This is a genomic window from Halodesulfurarchaeum formicicum, from assembly GCF_001886955.1.
Classification (GTDB): Archaea; Halobacteriota; Halobacteria; order Halobacteriales; family Halobacteriaceae; genus Halodesulfurarchaeum; species Halodesulfurarchaeum formicicum.
The window spans coordinates 1,808,310-1,833,089 of record NZ_CP016804.1; the positions used below are offsets into that span (position 1 = coordinate 1,808,310).

Genomic DNA, 24,780 nt, shown 5'->3' on the forward strand with positions numbered 1-24,780 from the left:
TCAGGCCAGAAAGACGTGTCGCGGTCGATCGGCCAGGATTTCTCGCCCCGTCGCGACCGTCTCGTGGAAGGCCTCGGATTCGAAGAAGTCCATCGCGTCGCGCCGTGAGTCCCACTGGCTTGCGATGAACATGTCGTTCTCGTCGGCCACGTTCACCAGGAGATCCGACTCCCGGTGGCCCGAGATGTCTGCAAGCGTGTCCGCGACGCCGTCAAAGGTATCCAGGAACGCTTCGCGGTGGTCGGGTTCGACGGTGTAGAACATCCCCATCGTGCCCCAACCATCGGGGGCGTCACCCGGCTGGCCCACGATCTCCGGCAGGTCACGCAGGAAGCCACTCGCGGTCTCGGCGGCCGACTGGGTGTCCCAGATGCTGACGATTGCGTTTGGCCCCTCGCCACGTGAGCGATAGACGTCCGTGGAGACGTGGGTGTCATAATGCTCGAAGTTCTCCCGCAGCCCGTCGATTTCCGCGGCCAGGGCGTCCGAATCGGCCACGGAGTAAAGCGCCACGGCAAACACGTCCTCGCCGTGGGGCTGGCCGGCGTAGACGTCTTCCTCGGCCAGCGAGTCACGGATCGACTCGCCCTCGTCCGCGGCGGTATCCGCTTTGTCGGTGGGCACCGCCTCGCCGGCCATGTAGGCGGCCAGATCGCCGACGGGGAACCGCCGACCCACGAAGAAGGAGCCGAACTCGCCGTACTTGGCGGTGGCCTCGTCGAAACGCATCTCGTAGACGATCTCCTTGAGCGCGGTCGCTTCGGTGCTGAAGAGGGTCACGCCCCACTCCCAGTCGTCGAAACCGAAGGCGGAGGTGACATACTGGGTGACGGTGCCGGCATACCCCTTCCCGGTCTCGCCGTGTTCGGCCATCATCTCGGCCCGCTCGTCCATCGGGGTGTCATACCAGTTGTACTCCGGGTCGCGCCGTTTGGCCATCGGGTAGAAGGAGACGTAGACATCCTCCGGGATCGACGGGTAGAGCTTCGAGTTCATGTACCGCTCGAGCCCGGGGTCGACGCTCTCGGGGTCCTCGAAGTAGTCCCGGGAGGTGTAGCCGCCGATCTCGGTCACCGAGACGAAGGAGCGGGACTGCTCGGTGAACTGCCCGAATGGGGTTCGATCGAACTGTCGCTCGGCCTGCTCGATTTCGTCGAGGGTGGGACGGAGATGGAGGACCAGCAGGTCGGCCTCGTGCCCGGCGATCGTGAAGATCGCGGTGTCACCGTCGCCGGTCGCGGGGGCGTCTGCCAACACGTCGACAGCGCTCTCGATCGCCCGCTCGCGGCGGTGGGTCGGTGTGTCCTGCCAGGCGGCCCAGTCGACGGTGCGAAAATCGTGGAGCACGAACCAGCCTTCGTCTGTCGGGGGCGGATTGGCCATCGACGGTGAATTGGCGTGGGCCAGTAAGTGTCTTCGCGGACCGGCACGGCTCACGGGTTTCGGCGATGCCTGTAACACTGACCCGAATCGAAAGGGCCTACTTCCCAACTGCGTGATAATCTCTCAATGGAAGCAGACAGCCGCTTTGATCTCGACGCGACGGCCGTCGCATTCAGTGCGGTCGTCGGAGCCGCCGTCGCAGTCGCCACGCTATTTACCCGAATTCCAGTCGGTATTGGATATCTCAACTTCGGAGAAGTGATTATCTACACCGGTGCCTTTCTCTTCGGCGGAACAGTCGGGGGCCTTTCGGGCGGGATCGGCGCGGCCGCTGCTGATGTCGTCTCGGGGTATGTCTTCTTTGCGCCAGTAACCCTCATCGCTAAAGGCACCGAAGGCTACGTCGTTGGTCGGCTCGCGGGCGATAGTCTCAAGAGCAAAGCCATCGCCGTCGCCGTGGGCGCGCCATTCATGATCGTGGCATACGTCCTCGCTGTTGCCTATCTGGAAGGAGTACCGTTGGCGCTCGCAAAGGAACTCCCGGTCGACATCCTCCAGGCCGTCGTCGGGTTCGCCATCGCCGTCCCGCTCACGAAGGTCCTGGAGGACCGGATTCCGGAGCTGCGATGAGCGTCGTCACCGCCCAGGACCTTCGTGTCGAGGATCGCGAGGGGGCCCGGCTCCTCGACGATCTCTCGCTGTCGATCGACGCCGGGGAAACAGTCCTGTTGGCGGGGCCCTCCGGCAGCGGAAAGTCCCTGCTCGGGATGACCCTGGGCGGGTTGCTCAAGAATCGGTCCGGACTCACGGTGTCGGGGACCGTCGATAGGTCCGGGTCGGTTGGCGTGCTCCTGCAGAACCCCAGCACCCAGCTGGTCAGAGCAGGCGTGCGCTCTGACGTGGCCTTCGGGCTGGAGAATCGTGGGATCCCGCCAGCGACCATCCACGAACGCATCGAGTCCTGGGCCGAGCGACTCGACGCGACTCACCTGCTCGACCGCTCGATCGACGCGCTCTCCCGCGGCGAGACGACCCTGGTGGCGCTCCTGGGGACGCTGGTGACCGAACCGGATCTGATCGTCCTCGACGAACCGCTCACGGCGCTTGACGCGACCAATCGCGACCTCGTGCTCGGGGCCATCGAGGAACTCCAGGGAGACACTGGCCTCCTCGTAACTGAACACGACGCGGGGCCGTTTCTGCAGCGGGCCGACCGCGCGCTCGTCCTGGAATCGGGGCGGATTGCCGCGAGTGGCGAGCCACGAGCCGTCCTCGAATCGCTTCGGGAGGCGGGGGTGACCCTCCCCTTCGGAACCGAAGTGGCCCTGGAACGTGGGATACCCGTCGACCGGGTCCCGCTATCGGGGTGAGACCGTGATCGACGTCACCGACCTGTCCTTCGAGTACGACGACGGTCCGCGGGTCTTCGAGGACCTTTCCCTCACGATCCCGGAGGGCGAGACCGTCGCCGTGCTGGGGGCAAACGGCACGGGCAAGACGACGTTTCTCCGGTTACTCGCGGGGCTGTTGACACCCACGAACGGCGAGATTCGGATCGATGGGGACCAGGACCCGACCGTTGGACTGACCCCCGAAATCCCCGCCGACGGGCTCTTCGCCGCGACGGTCAGCGAGGAAGTCGCCTTCTTCCCGGAGAACCGTGGGCTGGCCGTCGAAACGCAGGTAACTCAGGCCCTCGAAGCCCTGGGCATAACTCACCTCGCCGACCGAATCCCACAGGCACTCTCGGAGGGCGAAAAGCGGCTGGTGACCATCGCCTCGGTGCTTTCGGGCGATCCGGACGTGATCGGGCTCGACGAACCGACGAGCGGGCTGGATGAGTCGGGCTGGCGACGGCTCGGGGAACGACTCGCGGCCCTCGACCGGACCGTCGTGCTGGTGACCCACGACACCGATTTCGCGTGGCGGTATGCCGACTCAGCGGTCGTGCTGACTGACTCCGGCGTGGATCGAGAGGGGCCGATCCGGGAGATCCTCGCGGACTCCACCTACGACCTGGCAGGCGTGGGGTTGACCACACCCGAACCGGTCGTCTGGGCCCGCGAACGCGGGATCGAGGAGCCACCGCGGACAGTCGCGGCGGCCGTCGAGTTGATCGAGGGCGAGGAGCCATGACCGGGGCCGAGCAACGGTTCGACCCGCGGTCAAAACTCGCGGTCGCCCTCGCGTTCGTCCTGGCCGGGTTCCTGACGGGGACGATCCGTGGGCAACTGCTGTTTTTCGCCCTGCTGGGAGTGGTCGTGCTGGTCCTGGGCGAGGTGTCGATCCGTGACTGGCTGGGGGCGCTCAAACCCCTCGCCGTGCTGGTGGTCCTTTTGCTGGTCCTCAACACCCCATTCTACGCCTCGGGGCCGGCCTGGTACGCGGTCCAGATCGGGCCGGTCGAATTGGCGGTGACACCCGGCGGAGCCCAGACAGCCGGGCTGATCGCTGCTCGGCTGGTGCTAGTCGCTGGCGCGGCGGCGTGGTTCGCGCTGGGGACCGCACCCGAGCGCTTCGAGGCGGCGCTCGTCGAACTCGGGCTCCCCTGGTCGTTTGCGTTCCTGCTCTCGCTCACGATCGGGCTGGTTCCGGAGATGCGCAAGCGCTTTCGGACGATCGAGGAGTCCCAGCGCACCCGCGGGCTCGACCTCTCGGGCGGCCCGATCGCCAGGACGCGGGCCCGACTGCCGATGCTCGTCCCATTCCTGGCGGCGGTCATCCGCTATGGCTATGACCTCTCGACGGCCCTCACAGCACGCGGCTTCGACGAGCCAGGGCCCCGAACGTCGATCACGACGGTCGATCACACCCGTCGAGATCTGGGCCTCTACCTGCTCGCCGTCGGCGTGGTGTCGGTCGGACTGGTGCTATAAGCAGCACTGTCCGGCAAGGCATATGCGCTCGATAGACTACGAGAGAATTCTTCAAGTGCCAACTCGTATCCCGAAACCAACCCGGGACTCAGCCGACTGTCCTAAGATTGTATAGCGGGGTAGAAGACAGCGCAATGGCACAGTGTAGTAGAGTCAACCCGAGTGATTATCGAGCCGCCCTTCGACCGAGAATGAATACGAAGAGGGCAAGCAACACGGCTCCAAGTCCCGTCTCGATAGTGGTCAAGGCTCGTCCGAATCCAACGGGTTTGAAATCGCCGAATCCGAGCGCCGTGAACGTCAGGGTGGAGTAGTAGACAGAGTTGAGGATTTCGGCGGGGTTGGACATGATCTGCGCGTAGGTAATGGGGTCCCCGCCTTCGGGTTTCATCCATCCACCGAGTGGGAACAGCATCGCAAATCCGAGAATGAAACTGAGACTGTATCCGATAACTCGCCACGGGCTCTCACCGTAGAGGAGAGTCGCTCGTGCCACCTTCGCTCGACTCCACCGAGCGCCCGCTATAAGTCGTTCTTCGAGTGAGGCCTCGTTAGCTGTCGCATCATCCCAGTAGTTCTTCTTCTGGAGGTCCTGACGTCGAACGAACGAGCGACTCTGTAAGCGAGGGCGGGCGTGTTTTCCGCCGAGTTCCTCCAGCGCTCGATAGACGCTTTTTGCTTTGTCCGCGTCTTCCTGTTCACCATCACCCTCGTAGGAAGGGTCATAGACACAGGCTGGTCGTGAGCGGATAGCCGCGAAGGTATGTGGTGAGGTGTCGACGTCTTCAGAGGGAGATCCGAGGAATCGCGTCCTGTCGTCGATGCGAACATCACCAAGGACTGCCCCACTGAGTTTTGCTCCTCGGAGGTCTGCATCAAAGAATGTTGCTCGGCTTAGCAGGGCTGACTCGAAATTCGTATTGCGAAGACTTGTGCCAGTAAAAGTCGCATCCGTCAGGTCCCCGCCATTGAATTGAGTCCCGTCGAGAGTTAGGTCTGCGAAAATAGAGCCCTCCTCAAACGCTACGCCTCTAAACACAGGAGCATTGCCCTCGAACGATGAGCCCCTGAAGTCAGCTTCGCCCCAGAACTCTGCCCCCTTGAATCCGACTTCTTCCTCGAACTCTACTCCTTCAAAATCGGCCCCGCCTCCAAACTCTGCCTCATTGAAGTCAGCCGCTCCCCCAAACTCTGCACTCTCGAAGTCGGCCAGTTCCCCGAACTCTGCTAACATGAAATTGGCACGTTTTCCGAACTCTGCTAACATGAAGTTGGTCCGTCCGCCAAACTCTGCATTCCCGAACTTGGCCTGTCTTTCGAACTCTGCCCCCATGAATGCCCAATCTCCTGCCTGTACTGCGTTGAAATTGGCCAATCCCTCGAACGTTGTTTTCCGGAAGTCAGCCAGTCCCTCGAACGTTACTGCCTTGAAGATGGCTCGCCCCCCGAACTCCGCACCCCCGAAGGCGGCCTGTCCCTTGAACTCTGTTGTCCTGAGGTCTGCCTCTTCCCTGAACTCCACTGCCTCGAACTCGGCGATTCGTTCGAACTCTGCACCGCTGAAGTTGGCCACACCCCTGAACTCTGCGCCCTTGAAACTGGCCACTCCCCCGAACTCCGTGCCTTGGAAACGGGTATCGGCACCAAAATTTATTCCGTTGAAAGTTATTTTCTGCAGCTCAAGTATCGTCTCAGACCAGTCAAATACACCTGCAACAGTGGCGTAGTCCATCACAAGCCAGCCGTCTCCAGCTGTGAGATCCACGGGGTTCTCACTCAGGTCAAACGCACCGAACTTCGCACCGACAAACTCCAGCTGTCGCCTTTCAGCACAGTCACTGGCGTTAGCTTCGCCGACTACATCCAGGAACGCATCAACGACATTTTCATCATCTTTCTCAACGAGAGGTTGATGAAAAAGACAGCGGTTTTTGCCCGGTTCAGCTTCGTGTGGACAAGTCCAAACACCATCTTCGTTCAGAATTTCCTCGCCAACGTCGCACTCCTCCCTATGCAACCCGCCCCACGTTTCGGGGTCTTCCGGGTCAAGGACGTACTCGCAGGTTCCGTCACCGTCTGACATACCCCGCCCAAGCACGGGTGTCTTCTTGAAACTGGGTGTCGAGCTGCCATTGACATGGATGGTAGGTGTTGTGTTGAATACAGTTGTCCTCTCAGTCAGGTCGACCACGCCATCGATACGAGGTAACTCGATAAACAGTAAGTCTCGGACAATACAGCTATTTAATCACCACCACCTGTTTTCTGGGCCTTCGTCATCGAGCGTCGCCCTTATCGGAGACGAAGAACACCCCCCATAGCGGGAGAACAGTATCGTCCTGACGGAGTCCCCGAGAGCGAAGCGATCGGGGGCCCGTCAGGTCGCGAACGAAGTGAACGTCCTGACGGCGATTTGAACGCCGGTCCCTGGCTCCGCAAGCCAGGAGGATAGTCCACTACCCTATCAGGACTCACCTTCGCTTTGGGCCACGCTGGTATATCCGTTACGGACCTGGGCTGGTCGTGCCCATCCCCAACGACAACCCTGGAGTGGGTCGGGCCCCAAGGGACGCCAACACCCATGCCCGTCGAGGAACTGGCCCACCCGACCGCGGCCCACGAACACCTGCAGACCGATCCAACGATGGCCGAACTGGTGTCCCAGCACGGCTATCTCGGCGTCGAGCCCGCTGCGGACCCGTTTCGACGGCTGCTCAAATCGATCGTCCGCCAGCAGGTCTCGATGGCCGCGGCCGAGGCGACCTGGGAGCGACTGACCGCGGCGTTCGAGGTGACCCCCGCGGCGATGCTGGCAGCCGAGCCGGCGGCCCTCCAGGCTGTCGGCCTCTCCGAAGCGAAAAGCGAGTACGTCCGGAGCGTGGCCCGGGTCTTCCAGGATCGGGGCTGGTCCAGGTCCAGCTTCGAGAAGCTAGACAATCGTGCCGTGATGGACTCGCTGACCGACATCCGGGGCATCGGGCCCTGGACCGCGAAAATGTTTCTCCAATTCGGACTGGGCAGAGAAGACGTGTTCCCGGTCGAGGATCTGGGCGTTCGACGGGCCATGACCGAGCTGTACGGCGACGAAACGCGAGATGCAATGACCGAGCGAACCACCACGTGGGCCCCGTATCGATCGATCGGGTCGCTGTACCTGTGGCGAGCCCAGGACTGAGGGACAACGTTTAGGAGCGAACCCGCGGAGGAATAGCGTATGAGACGGCCCCGTTTCCGCCCTGCCGACGTCGCCCAGCAGATCGTCGGCGGACTACTGCTGGCGGGCCCCTTCGTGGTCACCGAGGAGGTCTGGGTCCTCGCCGAATCGATGTCGTCCCTGCAGACGAGCCTCCTGATCGCGGGCGTCGTCGTCGTGGGCTACAGCGCGCTCTACAAGGCGGACAAGGACCGGGACGTCGATATCGAGGCGAAGTTCCTCGGAATCCCGCTGCGTTTTGTCTCCCTGCTCACCGTCGCCTTCGGGGCGGTCACGGTCATGAGCTTCCTGCTCGCCGCGCCGCGGACCTTCGGGGCGAGTCCCATGGGGACACTCACGGCGATCAGCATCGGCTCCATGTTCTCCATCGTGGGGGCCGCTGCCGCGGACTCGCTCTTCTAGTCACCAACGGCAAGGTTCAAGAGCGAGAACGCGGCCTAGTTTCACGTAATGGGCGATATCGAGACGATCTACGAGGATCTCGACACGGAGGAGGTCTCCCTCGAGGAGTTCCGGGCGGCCGTCGAGTCCAAAGTCGAGCAGATGGGCGGGCTCGCGGACGAGGAGACGGCCGCGATGCTCATCGCCCACGAACTCGAAGATGGGCAGGTATCGGGACTCGCGGACGTCGAACCCGGGATGGACGAGGTCTCGGTCACCGCGAAGGTCATCAACGTCGGGGAGTTGCGGACCTTCGAGCGGGACGATCCCGACCAGCCCGAGGGCCAGGTGATCAACGCCGACGTGGCCGACGAGACGGGCCGACTCCGGGTCTCGTTCTGGGACGAGATGGCGAGTGCGGCCGAATCGGACCTCGAAGCAGGGCAAGTACTCAACATCAACGGCCGGCCGAAGGATGGCTACGACGGCGTGGAGGTCACCGTCGACCAGGTCGAACCGGCACCCGACACGGAGATCGAGGTCACGCTCACCGAGGAGTACCGCGTCTCGGATCTCACGCTCGGCGCGTCGGATGTCACCCTGCTGGGCGAAGTCCTGGCGACCGAGCCCGTCCGGACCTTCGACCGGGACGACGGCTCGGAGGGGAAGGTCTCGAACGTGCTGGTCGGCGACGAGACGGGTCGGGTCCGGGTCACTCTCTGGGACGACCAGGCCGACCAGGCCGAGGCCTTCGAGCCCCACGATGTCGTCGAGATCATCGACGGCTACGTCCGAGAGCGGGACGGCCGACTGGAACTGCACGTGGGCGACCGGGGCGCCATCAATCGAACTGACACAGAGGTGTCCTACGTCCCCGACACGACGGACATCGAGGCCGTCGAACTCGACGACACCGTCGACATCTCGGGGGTCGTGCGCTCCGCGGACCCGAAACGCACCTTCGACCGGGACGACGGCTCCGAGGGCCAGGTCCGGAACGTCCGCGTGCAGGACGAGACAGACGACATCCGGGTCGCACTCTGGGGCGAGAAGGCGGACCTGGACCTCGGCCCGGGCGACGAGGTGCTGTTCGTGGACGTGGCGATCCAGGACGGCTGGCAGGACGACCTGGAGGCCTCCGCGAACTGGCAGTCCACCATCGTGTTGCTGGAGGACGGGGTCGAGTCCGATGACGGGGCCACCGAGAGCGAGCCAACGGGCGAAACCGACACCGGGCTCTCGGCCTTCGCCGACGGCTCCTCACCAGCCACGAGCACCGAGTCGGCCACCGAGAACGAGGCTCAGGATGGGGAGGAAGTCGAGTTCACGGGTGTGGTCGTGCAGGCCAGGGACCCGGTCATCCTGGACGACGGGGAACGGACCGTGACGCTGCGAACCGAGGTTGACGCCGAACTCGGCGAGGAACTGACAGTTCGTGGGGAACTCGCGGACGGAACACTCGATCCCGACGCCGTCGAGTGAGGAAACAGTTAAGCCAGTGACCGCCCGGGATTTCGGGTATGAGTGTCGAGCTTCCCTTCTCCCCCGTCGATTCGCTGATCAGGACCCAGGCGGGAGACCTCCGTGTCAGTGCCGGTGCGGCCGAGGCACTCGCCCGGGAGATCCAACAGATCGGGGCGGCAATCGCTTCCGAGGCGGCCCAACGGGCGGCCGCCGCTGACCGCAAGACGATCATGGTCTCGGATTTCGGGGACATCTCGGTCCCCGAACGAGACACGGTGACGTTGCCCATTGCCCCCGTCGATCGAATCGCGCGCCTGGAGATCGACGACCAGTTCCGCGTGGCCGAGGACGCCAGACTCGCACTTGCGGGACTGCTCGAATCCCGCGCAAAGCGGATCGCAAACGGTGCGAGAGAACTCGCCGAGCACGCGGGCCGGCGGACGATTCAGGCCGAAGACATCGAGTTGTTCGTCTCGCTCTGTGACTGACTCACGGCGTCGGGTGGAAGTACGCCGCGAGTTCCGGGCCAAAGCCCTCGGCTAAGACCGCCACGTCAGTCCCCGAGTGCAGCACGAATCCGTCTTCGAGCACCGGTTCGATCTGCGCGCCGAGGGCCACCGTCGTGAGCCGTTCGGCGACGAACTGCTCGGCGCTCGTAATTTCCCGGGGTCGCTCGACGACGTACCGGTCGCCGTCGATGAACGGGCCGATCGCCTCGCTGTCGACGTAGGTCTCGTAAAAGCGCTCGGCGTGGGGCTGGGCGTGGACTGGCGGCCCCTCGTGACGCTCGATCGCGGGCAGGTCGGCCACCGAGAGTTCGACGAACAGGACCGCCCGATCACGCGCCCACGTTTCGCTCCGAAGCACGTCGAAACCCGCGTTTTCGAGCCCCCGGACCAGTCCCGCGAGCGATCGGCGGAGCTGGGGGTAGAGCTGATCCGCCACGAGATCCGGGGGGTCGAAAACGACGGCTAGCGGCGTCGTGTCCCGCTCCTGAATCGCTCTCCGAGCCGCGTCTTCGTCCATCGGCGACCTCGCCGGCGGGAAGAAAAAATCCACGCCAGGATCGGTCAGGAACTGCCTGGCGTGGTGGGTAAGCCGGGCGACGTGTGCATTCGAGACGACGGCGGCGACGTTTCGCTCCGGGTCGGTCGGATCGACGACGACCAGCGGATCGTCGAAGGACCGGGTGCCATGTTCGGCCGGGTCGAGATGGACCGGCGGGTGCCACTCGCTCGCCGCCTGAAGGGTCTCCCGAAAGCCACCGTATTCGAGGACGAGGAGTTCGGCGATGTACCCCGAGTAACCCTCGGTTCGGAGGTCACTGCCGTAGGAGCCGATTCCCTTGAGGAACTGCTTGAAGAGCCGAACCGCCCCCGCGAGTTCCTCATCGAGGCGCGCTTTCAGGTAGGCGTTGTGAAAGGGGGTGCGATCGACCGCGGACTGGATCTGGGTGGCGTCCGGAACGGCATAACAGGGAACCAGATCGACCGCGAACCCGCGGAACTCCCCGGTGACGTAGGGGTGCTCGGCAAATTCGGTGTGGCCATCCGGGAGCACGTCCCGGCCGACCTGGAGCCCGAGGCGTTCCAAGTCCGCCCGGGGCAACTCGGGGTCGAACTGCACGAAGACGTCGATGTCCCGATCACCGCTCACCCAGGTCCCCCGGGCCGTCGAGCCGACCTGGAGGACACTCGCCTCGACGTCGAGATCCGCCAGGGCCGCCTCAGTCCGTTCCACCAGGGAGTCGACGGCGGCTTCGAGGGCGGCTCGTTCACCCGGATCGGGATCGACCCGCTCGCGAACGGTCTCGATCACCGCCTCGGGGTCACGAGAAGTGGTCATGCCCTGTGATTACCGGGGGCACCCCGAAAGCATGTCGATCGGTCAGATCATCGCGAGCGGGACCATCACGCCGACACCGACGACGATTCCCGCGAGTAGCTCCGGCCATCCGCGGTTGTCAAGGTCCGCCCCCTGATCGAGGGCTTCGGGAATGAACTCGGTCACCACCAGGTACACCATCGCGCCGGCGGCAAAGCCAAAGCCGAAGGGGAGGAATTCCCGGGCGTACCGGACAAAGGCAAAGGCCAGCACCGCGCCGATCGGCTGGGGCAGGCTGGAGAAGATCGACCACCAGACCATCCGCCACTTGGAGACGCCCATCGCCCGCAGCGGGATCGAGATCGCGGTCCCTTCCGGGACGTTGTGAATCGAGATGGCGACGGTCATGAAGATCGCGAGCACCGGAACGGTGAACCCGAGGAACATGGGGCCGGTCCCGAGGTTCAGATCCGCGAAGGAGACCCCGACCGCCACGCCCTCGGGGAAGCTGTGGACGGTGAGGATCCCCAGAATCAGGACGAGTTTCTTGAAGTCGGCCTCGGTGTACTCCCGCGGGTCGACGTTCGCGTGGGTGATGACACGATGGCTCACGACCACGAGCAGGACCCCCACCAGCACCCCGGGGAGGAGTTCCTGGACGGTCCCGGCGGCAAGTCCCTCTTTGAGGAGCCCGAAAACCGAGGCCGCGACCATGATTCCCGACGCGAGCCCCCAGAGCAGCACGTTCCACCGGCGGGGGATATCATCGACCAGGAAGAAGGGGAGGGCCCCGACACCGGTCGCAATCGCTGTCACGAGCCCCGCGAAGAAGACCAGGAGCAGGTTGGCGAGCAGGCTCATCCGTCGTATGGACCGACGGGCTTCCGGGAGTTAAAATTTCGGAAGAAAAGTTTGTGAAACCTAAATTAGTCTTTCCTAATGCGTATGGGGTGGATCAGTTCGTTCCACGGTGGGCGAGGCGGCGGGGCGGGACCCCCAGCCGAAACGAAAGCCCTATCAAAAGTAGCCAAGTACGGTAACCCAAGCCGCCGTAGCTCAGCTGGTAGAGCACTCCGCTGTTAACGGAGTTGTCCCAGGTTCGAGCCCTGGCGGCGGCGCTTCTCTCTGCTTACCTACCACACCCAGTGAACCAGCGGTCTCGTAATTCCGGAACTTTTTGGCAGGATACAAAAAACGGTCCCCTATGGTAGATGCCGCTGGCAGATTCGAAGCCCTCAACGAACCACAACTCAAGGGACAGGCGACAGAGGCCATCGTGAAATCCGAATTCGTCGTGCGGGACTACAGTCTGCTCGAACCGGCTTACGACAACGAAGCATACGATTTCGTCGTTGATTCGGAAGACAAATTCGTTAGGGTGCAGGTGAAAACGGCCCGAGAAACTGGAACCGGAACAGTTCAGTTCGAAACTGTAAGTACAAAGGCAAGAAGCGACGGCTACGTGAGAGACGATTATGCCGGAGAAATAGACTATTTCGCCGTATTTGCGCCATCATTGGAAGAGACGTATCTAGTGCCCATCGAGAAGGCGGCAAAAGGGAAGATGGAATTACGCTTTGAAGAGCCCGGAAACAACCAGTGGGCCGGAGTGAATTGGCACGAAGATTTCATGCTGGATCACGTTCTCAAGAAAAGGCTTAGCTGAAACGGACTACGAGGAAGGTAACGCTCAAGGCGGAGCCACGGGTACGCACGGGCAGGGCCCTTAGCTCAGTCTGGTTAGAGCGCGCGGCTCATAACCGCGTCGTCAGTGGTTCAAATCCGCTAGGGCCCATTTCTTCGAGCGAAGCGAGATGAAATGGGCGACGGATTTGAATCAGGGAACGAGCAAAGCGAAGTGACCGAGGTTCGAATCCGCCAGGGCCCATTTCTTCGAGCGAAGCGAGATGAAATGGGCGGCGGATTCGAGCCCTGGAAGACGAGCGAGGGACGAGCGACGTCTTCCTCAGGTTCAAATCCGCTAGGGCCCATTGCTCCGGAGGGCGCTCGAACCGCCAGCAGCGTGTTCGAGCGCGGAGAGGGCCAGCGGATTTGCAACCCAGGAAACCGAGTCCAACGCACACACCGTGTTTGATCGTGGAGCGCCCGATTGGGGTCCAACGGGCACTATGATACGATTCGCGGAGTGCTACCAATCACGTGGGGCGCCAACTCATACTCGGTGAACCCCTACCATATAGTATGAGTACACAACCAAGTGATTCCTCGGCCGTCGAGCCGAGTGAGCAGACCGGGTCGATCGCAGCGGAACTCAGGACCCTTGACCAGCGAGTGACCGGCTGGATGGCGGACAACGGGCTCCAGGCCGCACGGCTGGCTCTCGGGATCGTCTTCGTCTGGTTCGGCGCTCTGAAAGTCATCGGCGTGAGCCCGGCGGCCCCGCTGGTGGCCGAGGCCGTGTGGTTCCTGCCGGCCGGGATCTTCGTCCCGGTGCTGGGAATCTGGGAGATGCTGATCGGACTGGGATTTCTCTACCGGCCCTGGACCCGGATCGGGCTGGTGCTCCTGGCCCTCCAGATGCCCGGGACGTTCCTGCCGGTCGTCCTCGTGCCGGAGGCCGTGTTCACGGCATTTCCCTACGGCCTCACCCTGGAGGGACAGTACATCGTCAAGAACTTCGTGATAATCGGGGCGGCACTGATCATCGGCGGAAGCCTGCGGGACACGGATCGGCCCTAGTCCCGCCTGATCGATTTCTCCGGTCCCCCGGTGGATGTCATGCACGCTGTAAACCACCACGGCTCGAATCAATGGGATCCCCGCCACATTCGATCGGAAACCGACAGAACCCGCCAGCGAAGAACCACGAATATGTTCGGGCAAGGGCGTACAACTGCAGCCGGAGAAAAATCCCACAATGCGTCTTCGCGAATTGCGCCCACCGCTACCACCCGAACACGGAGCGCGATCGCTGCTGATCGTCGGTCTGCTGACCCCCATGAGCGTCGCCCTCGGAGCGGGCGTATCGCCGACGGGCACGGTGCTCGTGTCGGTGCTCCTCTTTTGGGTGTTGGCCGTCGGCGCTATGCTCTTCCGGGAGGCCGTTCGCCGACACGGGGCCGCCGCGGGCCACGAGAAGCGGCGGTACGCCGTGGTCGGCGCGGTCGAGGCCCTGCTCGTCAGCCTGGCTATCGGCGGGCTCGGGGTCTTGCAGGGACCGATCTGGGCACTCGGGGTGCTCGCCGTTCCCGCCGTCCTTCTAGAACTCCGCTACCGGGGCCAGGGCGGAGCCGGTCGGCTTCGGGGTGTGGCCGCCGGCGTGCTGGGACTCTCGGTGGTCGCCCCCGCAGGCGTCCACCTCCTCGGGGTCACCGATCCCGCCCTTCTGGGGATGCTGTATGCCCTCTTCGCCGGCTACCACCTGCTCGCCACCTACCGGGTGAAACTGGTCGTGACCCGCAGGCAAACCGAGCCGTCGCTCGCGACCGCTCGATGGCTGCTCGTCCCCGTCGGGGCGTTGCTTTCCGTGCTCGGCGGCTGGTCGGTGGGTTTGATCGGCCCGGCAGGGCCAGCGCTCTTCGGGCTTTCGACAGCCAGAACCGTACAACTGGCGATGAGCAGTGACACCCCCGCGATGAAACGACTGGGCAAGACCGAAGCCCTGCTCTCGGTCCTGTTCGTACTCGGTGGACCGTGGCTACTGCCCTGACCGAACCCGTCAGGTCAGTTCCCGCTCGACGTAATCGAACTGATCGGTGAACTCGCCCGTTCGCTGGGTCTTGATCAACGAGTTGTCAAGCACCGGTCCGAGCACACCGCCCAGCGTGAACTCCGTCGTCGCGACGAGTTCGGCCCCCTCGGGGGCGCTTTGAACCCGATAGCACGTCCACATGTCCTCGAAGATGCCCTCGGTCTGTTCGAATTCGAGGACGTGCTCGCTCTCGATTCGCGTGAGTGTCAACTCGAGGGTCGCCACGCCGATGGTCCGGGAGACGGTGTAGGCCTCGCCCTCGACGGTCACGGCGTCGAAGCCGGAGGCCCGGATGAACGCGGGGACGTCGGCATGGATCAGCGAGCGGACCGCGTCCGGGGACGCCGCGATGGTTCGCGTGGCGGTCACCGTGGCCATACATCGTCCTCGCAAGGCGCGTTCCAAAAGGTTCCGGCGAACACGTTCGGGGCTACCCCCGCGGGAATCCGAACATATTCGAGCCGTGAGGAGAAAGTCCATCCGAACGGAATGGTCCATGCAATCCTCTCGATCGAGATTCCGGACAGCCTCTGGATCGGCGCGATCTCGCGGGCCTACCCCGAGGCAGAGATCAGGGTCCTCTCGGCGGTCGCGGGCGCGGACACTGGCGTCGGACTCGTCGAGATCACCTGTTCGGCCCTCGATGCGATGGTCGCGGAGATCGAAACTGTCGAGGAGACCCGTGACCTGACGGTACTGGGCCAGGCGGGTGACACCGGGCTGGTCCAGTTCGAGACGACCGAACCGACGCTGCTCTTTCCGATCGTCGGGTCGGGCATCCCCCTGGAGATGCCCTTCGATCTGCAGGACGGGGCGGCGACCTGGGAGATCACGACCTCACGGGAGCGGCTCTCCCAATTGGGCGAAGAGCTCTCGGCGTTCCAGATTACCTACACCGTCGAGGAGGTCCGCGAACGGCTGAAAACGGGCTCCCTTCTGACCGACCGACAGCGAGCGCTCGTCGAGACCGCCCACGAGATGGGGTACTACGATTCGCCTCGGAACGCGACCCTGACTGACGTTGCGGCGGCGGCCGACATCGCAAAATCGACCTGCAGCGAGACGCTCAAACGCGCCGAAGGCCGGATCATCGGCGAATACCTCGCCGAGCAAAGCGCGGACGCGGATTTCTCCTAGTCTGACATCGCGGGCTGGGTCGGCTCTCCGTCGATCGTGGCGAGGATCTCCTGGATGTCGGATTCGACGGTATCGATCGGTTTGATTCCGAACTCCTCGACGAGCAGGTCGGTCACGCCCGCAGAGAGGAAGCCGGGCAGTGTGGGACCCAGCCGGATGTCCTCGACACCCTGGCTCAGGAGGGCCAGAAGCACGGTGACGGCCTTCTGCTCGTACCAGGCGATGTCGAAGGCGATCGGGAGGTCGTTGATGTCCTCGACGTCGAGGGCGTCCTGGAGCGCCGTCGCGATCCGGATGAGCGAGTAGGAGTCGTTACACTGGCCGGCGTCCAGCACCCGCGGGATGCCGTTGATATCCCCCAGATCCAGCTTGTTGTACCGATACTTGGCACACCCGGCCGTGAGAATGATCACGTCCTCCGGGAATTCCTTTGCCATCTCGGTGTAGTAGTTCCGCTCGGCGTGCCGACCGTCACAGCCGCCCATGACCACGAAGCCACGGATGTCGCCGGCCTGGATGCCCGCGATGATCTCGTCGGCCCGGTCGAGGACCGACTTGTGCGCGAAGCCGTTGGGAATCGTGCCGGATTCGATCTGTTCGGGCGGCTCCGTGCCCGTCGCGGCCTCAATGAGTGGCGAGAAGTCCTTGGGTTCGCCGTCCTCGCGACCGTCGATGTGGGGGACCTCCGGGAACCCGACGACGCCCGTGGTGTACACGCGGTCGGCATAGGAGTCCGACGGCGGGACCAGGCAGTTCGTCGTCAGGAGGACCGGGCCGTTGAACGCCTCGAACTCGCGGTGCTGTTCCCACCAGGCGTTGCCGTAGTTGCCCACGAAGTGGTCGTACTCCTTGAACGCCGGGTAGGCGTTCGCCGGCAGCATCTCGCCGTGAGTGTACACGTCCACACCCTCGCCTTCGGTCTGTTCGAGGAGTTCCTCCATGTCCTTCATGTCGTGCCCGCTGATCAGGATCCCCGGCCGGTCGCCCACGCCGATGTCGACCTCGGTCGGCTCGGGGTGGCCGTAGGTGTCGGTGTGAGCCGTATCGAGGATCTCCATGACCTCGACACCCACCTCGCCCGCCTCCAGGACGAGGTTCGTCAGCTCCTCCGCGTCGTAGCGATCGTCCACCGTCGCGGCCAGCCCACGAGTGACGAAGGCAAAGACCTCGTCTTTGGTTTCGCCCAGGGCATAGGCGTGATCGGCATACGAGGCGATTCCCTTCAGCCCGTAGGTGAGCAGTTCCCTGAGCGAGCGCAGGTCCTCGTCTTCGGTGCGCAACGCGCCGACCGTGGATGGGTCGGCCTTCTCGTGGAAGTCTGTGGGGTCCTCGCCGGTCCAGGTCGCTGCCTCGGGCAACGAAGAGTCGTCTAGCTCGCCGACCTCGCGCTCGTAGGTCTCCCGCAATGCCGCGCGTCGACGCTGGGTCTCGGCGATTCGGTCTTCGAACCACTCGGGGTCGAAGTTGACGTTCGTGATCGTCGAGAAGAGACTCTCGGCGACGAAGACATCGAGGGCTTCGTCAGTGATTCCTTCCGCCCGTGCCCGCTCGGCGATGGCGGACAGGCCCTTGAGCTCCCAGACCAGGAGGTCCTGGAGGTTGCTCGTCTCGGCGTCTTTCCCACAGACGCCCACGTCGGTACAGGCCTCGTTGGCCGCGGTCTCCTGGCACTGATAGCAGAACATGCTCATGCCGACCACCGTCGAGAGTCACAGATTGTTCGACACGACCCGACTGGGCTCGCTCGTGACGTAACTGAATGCATGCACCCGGATTTTCGCCACGAACCGGCGAAGGGGTTCTGACGAACATGTTCGTTCGGCCCGGCGACCGCTCACTCGCCCCAGTCGACCAGTCGCTTTTCGCCCTCCAGACTCCGAACGTCAAAACCGCCTGATCACTCGCGTCGATCAGCGTCGAAAAGTGATGCGGCCGCGTTCTCGGCCGCCGCGACCCGGTCCGCCAGTCGATCGCGGGCCGGCCCCTCCAGAAAGTCGAGGTTCCCCGACGCCGTGGCCAGCGCCGCCCGGAGAGCCCCCGTTAGGAGCATGCGACCCGTCTGCAGGTCCTGTCCCACGCTGTCGATGGCAAGTGACGAGAGCTCACTGGCCCCTGAAAGCACGTTCAGACACGTCTCGGCGATGGCGAGTGGGATCGCGACGAGCTGTTCCTGGACGTGCCGATCGAGAGCGGGCGTGCCACCAAAGGCGGATTCGACGAGTCTGGCGTCCGCGTCGGCGAGGGCGAGGAGGAGTGCACGATCGGCGGCCAGCCGCTCACCGATTCCCTCGACCTGGGCTTCCTGGTGTCCGGCCGCGGCCGTGTGGACGGCGGCCATCTCCGCGAGTGCCGCACCGATCGCGCCGACAGTCGCGGCCCCGGAACCGCCCGCCGGCGCCACGTCTCGCGAGGCGATGGCGTCGAGAAACGCCCCCAACTCGGTGCTGATGGACGTATCGCTCCCCGTCACCGTTCCTCCAGCGTGCCGGGCCGAGTCAACAGGACCGATTCAGGATCGACTGGGGCGTCCATGTCCGGTCGTGATCGGCCCACCGAAAAGAGCCTTCCCCCGAACTTTTCTCCTCGCCCCGTGATGGGAAGGCATGCGCGCCGCCGTCTACCGCGGGCCGGGCGAGATCGAGATCGAGGAGGTGCCACGGCCCCAGGTCGAGTCCCCGACCGACGCCGTCATCCGAGTTACCCACACCGCGATCTGTGGCTCTGACCTCTGGTTCTACCGCGGCCTGAGCGATCGGGAGGTCGGCTCGCGAGTGGGCCACGAACCGATGGGCATCGTCGAAGAGGTGGGCGAGGCAGTCACCTCGGTCGAACCTGGTGACCGGGTCATCGCCCCCTTCGCGATTAGCTGTGGCGAGTGTGAGTTCTGTCGGAAGGGGCTGTACACCTCCTGTGAAGAGGAGGCCTCCTGGGGCGAGGCCAACGGCGGCGGACAGGGCGAGTACGTCAAAACCCCGTTCGCCGATGGGCATCTGGTTCGCGTGCCGGACCGCCACGCAGACGACGAAGACACCCTGCGCTCGCTCCTCCCGCTGACCGACGTGCTGGGCACCGGCCACCACGCGGCGGTGAGCGCTGGTGTCGACGCGGGCGATACGGTCGTGGTCATCGGCGACGGGGCGGTTGGCTTGAGCGGGGTGCTCGCCGCCCAGCGACTGGGTGCCGAGCGCATCATCGCGATGGGACACCACGAAGATCGGTTGGCCCTCGCCGAGGACTTCGGCGCGACCGAAACGATCGCCGCCCGCGGGGAGACCGCCGTCGAGCGGGCCAGGGAGCTGACCTACGGCGGGGCCAACCACGTCATGGAGTGTGTAGGGGCCGGATCGGCCATGGACACCGCCATCGACGTGGCTCGTGACGGGGGCACGATCGGCTACGTCGGCGTGCCCCACGGCGTCGAGGAAGCGGGCCTGGACATTCACGGGCTCTTCCGTGGGAACGTGACCCTCCAGGGCGGGGTCGCACCGGTCCGGGACTACGCCGAAGAACTCATGGCCGACGTCGTGGGCGGGACCCTCGACCCCGCGCCGATCTTCACGAAAACCGTCGATCTGGACGGTGTGCCGGAGGGGTATCGCGCCATGGACGACCGCGAGGCGATCAAAGTGCTCGTCAAACCCTGGGACTGATCAGGTGAAAGCCGCGATCAGATCTTTGCCGTCCACGTAGGGAATGCCGTGTTTCTCGGCGTAGGCCCGGGCGTCCTCGGTCTGCAGGGCCTCGCCAGTCTCGTCGTCGAGCATCTCACAGACGACCGCGGCCGGCGGGCGGCCGGCCTCGTGAGCCAGCGCGACGCCCATCTCGGTGTGCCCCTTCCGGTCGGAGAGGCCATAGCGTGAGGCCCGAAGCAGATGGACGTGGCCCGGTGCACGAAACTCCCTGGGGAAATCGACCGCCTCCGGATCGGCCGCGGCCTCGCCCAGCCGGCTGATCGTCAGGGCCCGATCCGCGTCCGTGATCCCGGTGTAGGTGTCCCGGTGGTTGACCGTGAGCGAGAACGAGGAGCGCTCGTCATAGCCCAGGTGATCGCTCTCCGCGACGGGGTGATCGATCTCGTCGGCCAGGAACGGCAACTCGAAGGCGTCTGCCACCTCCGGACCGAGCGCGACACAGATCAGGCCACCCGCGTCGTTGCGGAGCCGCGAGACTGCCGCCGAGTCCACGTCCCCCGCCGGGTAGACCATATCGACCTCGCCCTCCCGGTCGTCGAAGTCGTGGATCAACACCGGCTGGCCGGCGGCAAACGCCTCGACGGCGGCCGCGACCGTCCCGGTCGACGTGGACTTATGCTGACTCGACATAGACACTCACCTCGTCACCGTCTAACAGCCCCAGTTCGTCCCGGACCCGCTCGGGCGCGATGATCTCTAGCTCCGCCGTGTCGTGGTGGGTCCGGTCTGGCTCGATGACGTGGGCCCGCTCGAAGGTGTGCCCGTCCGTGGACTCGATGACCGCCGGATAGCAGGTCGCCCCGCCGTAGGTCCGTTCCTCGTCCTCCCAGGCGGTGATGTCCACACCCTCCAGGGAGGCCATCCCGGAGCGCTCGCGCTTGCTCGCGGCCGAGAGCGTGACGTTGAGCGTGCCCGGATAGGGATCGTAGCCCAGTTTCTCCTCGAACTGGACCTTGTACCCCGGAAGCGTGACGTAGTGCCGTCCCTCGCCCATCCCGGTGGTGATCGTCCCCGCCAGGCTCAGACTCCCCTTCTGCTCGAAGATAGCCCGGTAGTCCTCGTACTCGCGTTTGAGCAGCCCGATCCCCGTCTCGGTGAGTTCGACGAACTGGCCGTCCCCGACCTTCTCCCGGCTGATGCACTCGGCGTCCTCAAGGGCCTGAAGCCGCCGGGAGGCAGTCTGTGTCGAGACCCCGAGGTCCTCCCCGAGGGACCGACACGAGACTTTCACCTCCCCGCGATGAGCCCCATCGAGGGCCAGGCGTTTCAGCACGGCTAGCTCGTCAAAGCCGACGGCAAGCGTGCCGGCGTCGACTGACATACGCCAAAGTTGGGCCCTCGGGCGCATAAGAATACCGGAACTGGAATGAATTCCAAAAATGGAACGCTACTCGGCCAGTTCCGGGACGACCGTCTCGGGGTCGGTCGAAAGCATGGCCACGTTCGAGGGCGGGGCTTCGCGGAACACGTCGTAGGCCGGGAGATGGTCCTGGACCGAGCGGGCGAAGTCGACGACTTCCTCGTGGTCGGGCATCGCCGAGCGGTCGAGCCGGTCCCTGGAGGTGCCGACGTGCATGTACCCCTTGATCTCGATGAAATCCGGGGCCGCCCGGCGGTACAGGTCGGCGTAGGCCGCCGGATCATGCATGTTCTCGCCGGCGACCAGCGTGGTCCGAATCGTCGTTCGGGAGTCGTGGGCCGCGAGCACGTCCAGGGATTCGTCGAGGGCGTCCCAGGCGGCCTCCTCACGCGGCCGGACGACCGACTCGTAGGTCTCCCGGTCGGGGGCGTCGACACTCACGTACAGCTGGGTCGGTTCGGCCGCTTCGAGGACGGTCGGTCGGGTCCCGTTGCTCACCAGGAAGGTGGTGAACCCCCGGTCGTGATAGGCCTCGATGAGTTCCGGGAGATGGGGATAGAGGGTCGGTTCGCCGTCCAGACTGATGGCGACGTGCTGGGGATCGAGGGCTTCCTCGAGCCGTTCATCGGGCACGTCGTCGTTGCCACCAAAGCCCGAGAGCAGTTCGCGCTGGAGGTCGATCGAGGCCTCGACGACGGCTTCGGGGGACTGCCAGTCGACACCGTCCAGTTCGTAGGTGTGGCCGGCGTGATCCCGCCAGCAGAAGACACAGCGTTCGTTACAGCGGACGACGGGGGTCATCTGGACACACCGGTGTGAGCGGATGCCGTAGAAGCGCTGTTTGTAGCAGGTGCCCTCGCCGCGGAGGGCGTTTTTCGTCCAGCCACAGGTCTGGACCGCCGTGTGATCGACCGTGTGGTAGTTCGGCCCGGATACCTGCTGGGTCATCGAGCCTGTTTGGCCGTGGGCGGGCAAAAGCGTACTGCCCCCGACCGACATGCAGAACCCCTATAGGCCGTGCCCGACACCCAACGCGTATGTTGATTGACTTCCGCGAGGAGGTCGAGTCCGCACTCGCCGGCGCGCTCGATTCCCTCGACTTGCCGGGCGAGGACCTCGGCATCGAGACCCCGCCCGAGGACGTCTCCGCGATTCTGGCTTCGAGTGTCGCCTTCCGACTCGCCGGTGTGGCAGAGCGCCCACCCCCCGCCGTCGCAGAGGACATCGCCGCGGCGATCGACGCCACGGATCTGACCTACGTCGGATCGGTCGACACCCAGGGCCCGTACGTGAACTTCCACCCCGCCGAGGCCTACTACGAGGAGACCCTGGACACAGCCCAGTCAGCGAGTTACGGGCACCGACCCGAGAAGGGCGAGTCGGTCGTGGTCGAGCACACCAGCGCGAACCCGACGGGGCCGGTCCACGTCGGTCGCGCCCGGAACCCGATTCTCGGGGACGCCATCGCCCGGATCATGGACCTGGCGGGCTACGACGTCGACACCCACTACTACGTGAACGACGCCGGCCGCCAGATCGCCGTCTTCACCTGGGCCTACGAGACCTTCGAGGAATCGGAGTTGCCCGAACCGGAGCGAGACAGCCCCGAATACGAGATGGTACGGTACTACCGCCGGGGGAACACGTTCCTGGAGGAGGGACCCGAGGAGGAGGTCGAGGCCGCCGAGGCGGAGATCCAGTCGCTCATGCAGGGGCTGGAACGCGGGGACGAGACGGCCTACGAACGGGTGAGCGAGGTCGTCGACACGGTCCTCGCCGGGATGCAGCGCTGTCTCGAACGGCTCCCCGCGACCTTCGAGGAGTTCGTCAAGGAGACCCGATTCATCAAGGACGGGAGCACCGAGTCCGTCGCCACCCGCCTGCAGGAGAGCGGGCTGGCCTACGAGGACGAGGGCGCCTGGCACCTGGATCTGGCCGATCGCGGGTTCGAGAAGGACCTGGTCTTCATGCGGTCCGATGGGACGAGTCTGTACACGACCCGTGATCTGGCCCACCACGAGTGGAAATTCGAGAACTACGATCGGGCGGTGACCGTCCTCGGCGAGGATCACAAGCTCCAGGCCAGACAGCTCCAGGCCGCCCTGGACGTGCTGGGCAAGGACCCCACCCAGCTCACCGACGTGATCTACTCCTACGTGAACCTCCCCACGGGGAAGATGAGCACGCGGGCCGGGACGGGCGTGGACCTGGACGATCTACTCGACGAGGCCGTCGATCGAGCCAGAGAGGCCGTCGAATCCCGCATGGGCGATCGGATCCGGGACGACGAGTTGACCGAGTCGGACGTAACGAGAATCGCCGAGCAGGTCGGGATCGGCGCGGTCCGGTATGACATCGTCTCGAAACAGCCCAGCAAGCCGATCACGTTCAAGTGGGACGACGCCCTGGACTTCGAGGGCCAGAGTGCCCCCTACGTGCAGTACGCCCACGCCCGGACCTGCGGGATCGTCGACGAGGCGGCCGACACAGTGGCGCCAGCCCCGGACGCCTCGTTGCTGGGGACGGAAGCGGAGCGGGAACTCCTGGAACGGATCGCCGCGTTCCCGGCCCGGATCGAGGAGAGCGCCCAGGATCTCGAGCCACATACGATCGCGACCTACGCCCGCGAGCTGGCGGATGCTGTCAACGTCTTCTACCGGGAGTGTCCGGTGCTGGGCGATGGCGTCGACCCGGACCGGTCAGCGGCCCGGTTGGCCCTGGTCGTCGCGGCCCGCAACACACTCGCGAACGCGCTCTCGGCACTGGGAATCGCCGCCCCGGAGTCGATGTAATCAGCCCAGCAAGCCGCCAGTCAACCGCGAGAGAATAGATCGGTCGTTCGCCTCGTTTTCTTCAGTCTCCGGTTGTGATGCAGTCGATCCGCCGTTCGACGCGGTACCGTTTGACTCCTCGACCGATTCGATGGTTGCGGCGATGCCGCTCTGGGGGTGTTCGGCCGGCTTTCCAGGCTGCTTCGTCTCCGAATCGACAGTCTGGTCCGGCGACGAATCGCCCCAGGTGCGGGGCAACGGCTCGTCGAGCAGGCCGTAGGCGACCTCCCGGTAGGCCTGGGCTGCGGGGCTCTCCCGGTCGATCGTCACGAGCGGGGTGCCTTCCCGCTCGCTCATCTGGACAGCCCCGTCCTCCGGCACCGAACCGAGCAGTGGAGCACCGATTCGCTCCGCGACCGCCTCCGGAGTCTGTTCGCCCGCCCCACCAGTACGGGTCACGAGGACCCCCTCGATCTCGCCCAGCCGGTCGACGAGATCGCGGGTCTTGACCGCGTTCGTGATCGCCGCCTCGGTGGGGGTGCTCACCAGTACGACGCCGTCCGCCAACCCGAGCGGGACGGTCACGTCGTGGCTCAGGCCCCCACCCCCGTCGAGCACGACCACGTCGTACTGAGTTCGTAACGTCTCGATTACCGCGCCGAGCCCGGCGGGGTCGGCCTGACCGAAGGCCGCGAGGTCACGGCTGCCGAGGACGACGTCGAACTCGCCCGCGTCCGTGATTGTGGCCTCGATTTCGGCCTCGCCGGCCAGCACGTCGTGGAGCGTGGGCCCCGAAGAAGGGACGTCGAGCAGGTCGGCCAGATTCGCCATCCCCAGGTCGACATCGACCACCACGACCGACTGACCGGCCTCGACGAACGCCGCCCCGAGGTTGATCGCGGTCGTGGTCTTGCCCACCCCGCCCTTGCCACTCGCCACGGCGTACACGTCGCCATCGGTCATCGG

At 64.7% G+C, this 24,780-nt stretch carries 25 protein-coding genes and 3 tRNA genes; 16 read left to right on the forward strand and 12 right to left on the reverse strand.

The annotated features are described in order from the left end of the window. The gene (locus HSR6_RS09210; RefSeq protein ID WP_071933435.1) at positions 1 to 1,383 is read right to left on the reverse strand and encodes a heme-binding protein; all 1,383 of its coding nucleotides are present in this window, start codon (positions 1,381 to 1,383) and stop codon (positions 1 to 3) included. 126 nt (positions 1,384 to 1,509) lie between these two features. Here HSR6_RS09210 and HSR6_RS09215 point away from each other — a divergent pair, with 126 nt between their 5' ends. From HSR6_RS09215 to HSR6_RS09230, 4 genes are read left to right on the forward strand one after another with little or no spacing between them, the layout of a single operon-like run. Beyond that, positions 1,510 to 2,013 (forward strand): ECF transporter S component, encoded by a 504-nt coding sequence (locus tag HSR6_RS09215; RefSeq protein ID WP_071933436.1) that lies wholly within the window; start codon positions 1,510 to 1,512, stop codon positions 2,011 to 2,013. Continuing rightward, positions 2,010 to 2,753 carry an energy-coupling factor ABC transporter ATP-binding protein gene (locus HSR6_RS09220; RefSeq protein ID WP_071933437.1) on the forward strand — a complete coding sequence of 248 codons (744 nt, stop codon included), beginning with the start codon at positions 2,010 to 2,012 and terminating at the stop codon, positions 2,751 to 2,753. The genes HSR6_RS09215 and HSR6_RS09220 overlap by 4 nt, the downstream gene beginning before the upstream one ends. A 4-nt stretch (positions 2,754 to 2,757) precedes the next feature. Further along, positions 2,758 to 3,519 carry an energy-coupling factor ABC transporter ATP-binding protein gene (locus HSR6_RS09225; protein WP_158514143.1) on the forward strand — a complete coding sequence of 254 codons (762 nt, stop codon included), beginning with the start codon at positions 2,758 to 2,760 and terminating at the stop codon, positions 3,517 to 3,519. Then, a complete protein-coding gene (locus tag HSR6_RS09230) occupies positions 3,516 to 4,259 on the forward strand; it encodes an energy-coupling factor transporter transmembrane component T (protein ID WP_071933439.1) in 744 nt (247 codons plus the stop codon). The genes HSR6_RS09225 and HSR6_RS09230 overlap by 4 nt, the downstream gene beginning before the upstream one ends. Positions 4,260 to 4,425: 166 nt before the next feature. Here HSR6_RS09230 and HSR6_RS09235 read toward each other — a convergent pair whose 3' ends face one another. Both HSR6_RS09235 and HSR6_RS09240 read right to left on the reverse strand, forming a co-directional pair. Next, positions 4,426 to 6,342, reverse strand: coding sequence for a pentapeptide repeat-containing protein (locus tag HSR6_RS09235; protein WP_071933440.1), 1,917 nt, complete (start codon positions 6,340 to 6,342; stop codon positions 4,426 to 4,428). Between the two features lie 315 nt (positions 6,343 to 6,657). Then, positions 6,658 to 6,730: transfer RNA gene (locus HSR6_RS09240), tRNA-Arg, on the reverse strand. Between the two features lie 110 nt (positions 6,731 to 6,840). Between HSR6_RS09240 and HSR6_RS09245 the strand changes: the two genes are divergently transcribed. Genes HSR6_RS09245 through HSR6_RS11330 form a run of 4 tightly spaced genes read left to right on the forward strand, consistent with a single transcriptional unit; the run spans position 6,841 to position 9,806 of the window. Continuing rightward, positions 6,841 to 7,434 (forward strand): DNA-3-methyladenine glycosylase family protein, encoded by a 594-nt coding sequence (locus tag HSR6_RS09245; protein WP_071933441.1) that lies wholly within the window; start codon positions 6,841 to 6,843, stop codon positions 7,432 to 7,434. A gap of 39 nt (positions 7,435 to 7,473) precedes the next feature. After that, the gene (locus HSR6_RS09250) at positions 7,474 to 7,875 is read left to right on the forward strand and encodes a DUF2391 family protein (protein WP_071933442.1); all 402 of its coding nucleotides are present in this window, start codon (positions 7,474 to 7,476) and stop codon (positions 7,873 to 7,875) included. Between the two features lie 48 nt (positions 7,876 to 7,923). After that, positions 7,924 to 9,336 carry a single-stranded DNA binding protein gene (locus HSR6_RS09255; RefSeq protein WP_070365604.1) on the forward strand — a complete coding sequence of 471 codons (1,413 nt, stop codon included), beginning with the start codon at positions 7,924 to 7,926 and terminating at the stop codon, positions 9,334 to 9,336. Positions 9,337 to 9,374: 38 nt separating this feature from the next. Further along, positions 9,375 to 9,806: a histone family protein gene (locus HSR6_RS11330; RefSeq protein WP_070365605.1), complete on the forward strand. Its 432-nt coding sequence runs from the start codon at positions 9,375 to 9,377 to the stop codon at positions 9,804 to 9,806. A 1-nt stretch (position 9,807) separates the two neighbouring features. On the opposite strand, the gene cca is transcribed toward HSR6_RS11330, so the two are convergent. Together cca and HSR6_RS09270 are read right to left on the reverse strand one after the other, a co-directional pair. Further along, positions 9,808 to 11,163, reverse strand: coding sequence for a CCA tRNA nucleotidyltransferase (gene cca, locus HSR6_RS09265; protein ID WP_071933443.1), 1,356 nt, complete (start codon positions 11,161 to 11,163; stop codon positions 9,808 to 9,810). A 42-nt stretch (positions 11,164 to 11,205) separates the two neighbouring features. After that, a complete protein-coding gene (locus tag HSR6_RS09270) occupies positions 11,206 to 12,003 on the reverse strand; it encodes a ZIP family metal transporter (protein WP_070365607.1) in 798 nt (265 codons plus the stop codon). 184 nt (positions 12,004 to 12,187) lie between these two features. Between HSR6_RS09270 and HSR6_RS09275 the strand changes: the two genes are divergently transcribed. The 5 genes from HSR6_RS09275 to HSR6_RS09295 all read left to right on the forward strand — a co-directional run bounded on the left by HSR6_RS09275 (position 12,188) and on the right by HSR6_RS09295 (position 14,812). Continuing rightward, positions 12,188 to 12,260: transfer RNA gene (locus HSR6_RS09275), tRNA-Asn, on the forward strand. A gap of 86 nt (positions 12,261 to 12,346) precedes the next feature. Further along, complete coding sequence (locus HSR6_RS09280) at positions 12,347 to 12,808, forward strand: group I intron-associated PD-(D/E)XK endonuclease (protein WP_071933444.1); 462 nt, start codon at positions 12,347 to 12,349, stop codon at positions 12,806 to 12,808. Positions 12,809 to 12,862: 54 nt separating this feature from the next. Continuing rightward, positions 12,863 to 12,937 (forward strand) — tRNA-Ile (locus tag HSR6_RS09285). A 407-nt stretch (positions 12,938 to 13,344) separates the two neighbouring features. Further along, positions 13,345 to 13,842 (forward strand): DoxX family protein, encoded by a 498-nt coding sequence (locus tag HSR6_RS09290; protein WP_071933445.1) that lies wholly within the window; start codon positions 13,345 to 13,347, stop codon positions 13,840 to 13,842. A gap of 178 nt (positions 13,843 to 14,020) precedes the next feature. Beyond that, complete coding sequence (locus HSR6_RS09295) at positions 14,021 to 14,812, forward strand: hypothetical protein (protein WP_148661825.1); 792 nt, start codon at positions 14,021 to 14,023, stop codon at positions 14,810 to 14,812. A gap of 9 nt (positions 14,813 to 14,821) precedes the next feature. On the opposite strand, the gene HSR6_RS09300 is transcribed toward HSR6_RS09295, so the two are convergent. Next, the gene (locus tag HSR6_RS09300; RefSeq protein ID WP_071933447.1) at positions 14,822 to 15,232 is read right to left on the reverse strand and encodes an SRPBCC family protein; all 411 of its coding nucleotides are present in this window, start codon (positions 15,230 to 15,232) and stop codon (positions 14,822 to 14,824) included. A 111-nt stretch (positions 15,233 to 15,343) separates the two neighbouring features. On the opposite strand from HSR6_RS09300, the gene HSR6_RS09305 reads away from it, so the two are divergent. Continuing rightward, complete coding sequence (locus HSR6_RS09305) at positions 15,344 to 15,991, forward strand: helix-turn-helix domain-containing protein (protein WP_071933448.1); 648 nt, start codon at positions 15,344 to 15,346, stop codon at positions 15,989 to 15,991. Here the strand turns inward: HSR6_RS09305 and hcp are convergent. Together hcp and HSR6_RS09315 are read right to left on the reverse strand one after the other, a co-directional pair. Continuing rightward, a complete protein-coding gene (hcp, locus tag HSR6_RS09310) occupies positions 15,988 to 17,682 on the reverse strand; it encodes a hydroxylamine reductase (RefSeq protein WP_071933449.1) in 1,695 nt (564 codons plus the stop codon). The genes HSR6_RS09305 and hcp overlap by 4 nt on opposite strands. 206 nt (positions 17,683 to 17,888) lie before the next feature. Next, positions 17,889 to 18,461: a cyclodeaminase/cyclohydrolase family protein gene (locus tag HSR6_RS09315; RefSeq protein ID WP_071933450.1), complete on the reverse strand. Its 573-nt coding sequence runs from the start codon at positions 18,459 to 18,461 to the stop codon at positions 17,889 to 17,891. Between the two features lie 133 nt (positions 18,462 to 18,594). On the opposite strand from HSR6_RS09315, the gene HSR6_RS09320 reads away from it, so the two are divergent. After that, complete coding sequence (locus tag HSR6_RS09320; RefSeq protein WP_070365614.1) at positions 18,595 to 19,641, forward strand: zinc-dependent alcohol dehydrogenase family protein; 1,047 nt, start codon at positions 18,595 to 18,597, stop codon at positions 19,639 to 19,641. Here HSR6_RS09320 and ribB read toward each other — a convergent pair whose 3' ends face one another. The 3 genes from ribB to twy1 all read right to left on the reverse strand — a co-directional run bounded on the left by ribB (position 19,642) and on the right by twy1 (position 21,991). Further along, positions 19,642 to 20,313: a 3,4-dihydroxy-2-butanone-4-phosphate synthase gene (gene ribB, locus HSR6_RS09325; RefSeq protein WP_070365615.1), complete on the reverse strand. Its 672-nt coding sequence runs from the start codon at positions 20,311 to 20,313 to the stop codon at positions 19,642 to 19,644. Further along, positions 20,297 to 21,004 carry a DUF120 domain-containing protein gene (locus HSR6_RS09330; RefSeq protein WP_070365616.1) on the reverse strand — a complete coding sequence of 236 codons (708 nt, stop codon included), beginning with the start codon at positions 21,002 to 21,004 and terminating at the stop codon, positions 20,297 to 20,299. The genes ribB and HSR6_RS09330 overlap by 17 nt, the downstream gene beginning before the upstream one ends. A gap of 66 nt (positions 21,005 to 21,070) precedes the next feature. Next, positions 21,071 to 21,991 (reverse strand): 4-demethylwyosine synthase TYW1, encoded by a 921-nt coding sequence (twy1, locus tag HSR6_RS09335; protein ID WP_071933451.1) that lies wholly within the window; start codon positions 21,989 to 21,991, stop codon positions 21,071 to 21,073. 89 nt (positions 21,992 to 22,080) lie between these two features. On the opposite strand from twy1, the gene argS reads away from it, so the two are divergent. Further along, on the forward strand, positions 22,081 to 23,835 hold the full coding sequence (gene argS / locus HSR6_RS09340) for an arginine--tRNA ligase (protein ID WP_070365618.1): 1,755 nt from the start codon (positions 22,081 to 22,083) through the stop codon (positions 23,833 to 23,835). Here the strand turns inward: argS and HSR6_RS09345 are convergent, their stop codons facing one another. Next, positions 23,836 to 24,777, reverse strand: a complete 942-nt coding sequence (locus HSR6_RS09345) for a MinD/ParA family ATP-binding protein (protein WP_070365619.1) — start codon at positions 24,775 to 24,777, stop codon at positions 23,836 to 23,838. It abuts the gene before it with no gap. Positions 24,778 to 24,780: the final 3 nt, after the last annotated feature.

Bases quoted from the DNA above. Each gene is read 5' to 3' on its own strand.
- HSR6_RS09210 (WP_071933435.1), bottom strand. From the start codon at position 1,383: ATGGCCAATCCGCCCCCGACAGACGAAGGCTGGTTCGTGCTCCACGAT.
- HSR6_RS09215 (WP_071933436.1), top strand. From the start codon at position 1,510: ATGGAAGCAGACAGCCGCTTTGATCTCGACGCGACGGCCGTCGCATTC.
- HSR6_RS09220 (WP_071933437.1), top strand. From the start codon at position 2,010: ATGAGCGTCGTCACCGCCCAGGACCTTCGTGTCGAGGATCGCGAGGGG.
- HSR6_RS09230 (WP_071933439.1), top strand. From the start codon at position 3,516: ATGACCGGGGCCGAGCAACGGTTCGACCCGCGGTCAAAACTCGCGGTC.
- HSR6_RS09235 (WP_071933440.1), bottom strand. From the start codon at position 6,342: ATGTCAGACGGTGACGGAACCTGCGAGTACGTCCTTGACCCGGAAGAC.
- HSR6_RS09245 (WP_071933441.1), top strand. From the start codon at position 6,841: ATGCCCGTCGAGGAACTGGCCCACCCGACCGCGGCCCACGAACACCTG.
- HSR6_RS09250 (WP_071933442.1), top strand. From the start codon at position 7,474: ATGAGACGGCCCCGTTTCCGCCCTGCCGACGTCGCCCAGCAGATCGTC.
- HSR6_RS09255 (WP_070365604.1), top strand. From the start codon at position 7,924: ATGGGCGATATCGAGACGATCTACGAGGATCTCGACACGGAGGAGGTC.
- HSR6_RS11330 (WP_070365605.1), top strand. From the start codon at position 9,375: ATGAGTGTCGAGCTTCCCTTCTCCCCCGTCGATTCGCTGATCAGGACC.
- cca (WP_071933443.1), bottom strand. From the start codon at position 11,163: ATGACCACTTCTCGTGACCCCGAGGCGGTGATCGAGACCGTTCGCGAG.
- HSR6_RS09270 (WP_070365607.1), bottom strand. From the start codon at position 12,003: ATGAGCCTGCTCGCCAACCTGCTCCTGGTCTTCTTCGCGGGGCTCGTG.
- HSR6_RS09280 (WP_071933444.1), top strand. From the start codon at position 12,347: ATGGTAGATGCCGCTGGCAGATTCGAAGCCCTCAACGAACCACAACTC.
- HSR6_RS09290 (WP_071933445.1), top strand. From the start codon at position 13,345: ATGAGTACACAACCAAGTGATTCCTCGGCCGTCGAGCCGAGTGAGCAG.
- HSR6_RS09295 (WP_148661825.1), top strand. From the start codon at position 14,021: ATGCGTCTTCGCGAATTGCGCCCACCGCTACCACCCGAACACGGAGCG.
- HSR6_RS09300 (WP_071933447.1), bottom strand. From the start codon at position 15,232: ATGGCCACGGTGACCGCCACGCGAACCATCGCGGCGTCCCCGGACGCG.
- HSR6_RS09305 (WP_071933448.1), top strand. From the start codon at position 15,344: ATGGTCCATGCAATCCTCTCGATCGAGATTCCGGACAGCCTCTGGATC.
- hcp (WP_071933449.1), bottom strand. From the start codon at position 17,682: ATGAGCATGTTCTGCTATCAGTGCCAGGAGACCGCGGCCAACGAGGCC.
- HSR6_RS09320 (WP_070365614.1), top strand. From the start codon at position 18,595: ATGCGCGCCGCCGTCTACCGCGGGCCGGGCGAGATCGAGATCGAGGAG.
- ribB (WP_070365615.1), bottom strand. From the start codon at position 20,313: ATGTCGAGTCAGCATAAGTCCACGTCGACCGGGACGGTCGCGGCCGCC.
- HSR6_RS09330 (WP_070365616.1), bottom strand. From the start codon at position 21,004: ATGTCAGTCGACGCCGGCACGCTTGCCGTCGGCTTTGACGAGCTAGCC.
- twy1 (WP_071933451.1), bottom strand. From the start codon at position 21,991: ATGACCCAGCAGGTATCCGGGCCGAACTACCACACGGTCGATCACACG.
- argS (WP_070365618.1), top strand. From the start codon at position 22,081: ATGTTGATTGACTTCCGCGAGGAGGTCGAGTCCGCACTCGCCGGCGCG.
- HSR6_RS09345 (WP_070365619.1), bottom strand. From the start codon at position 24,777: ATGACCGATGGCGACGTGTACGCCGTGGCGAGTGGCAAGGGCGGGGTG.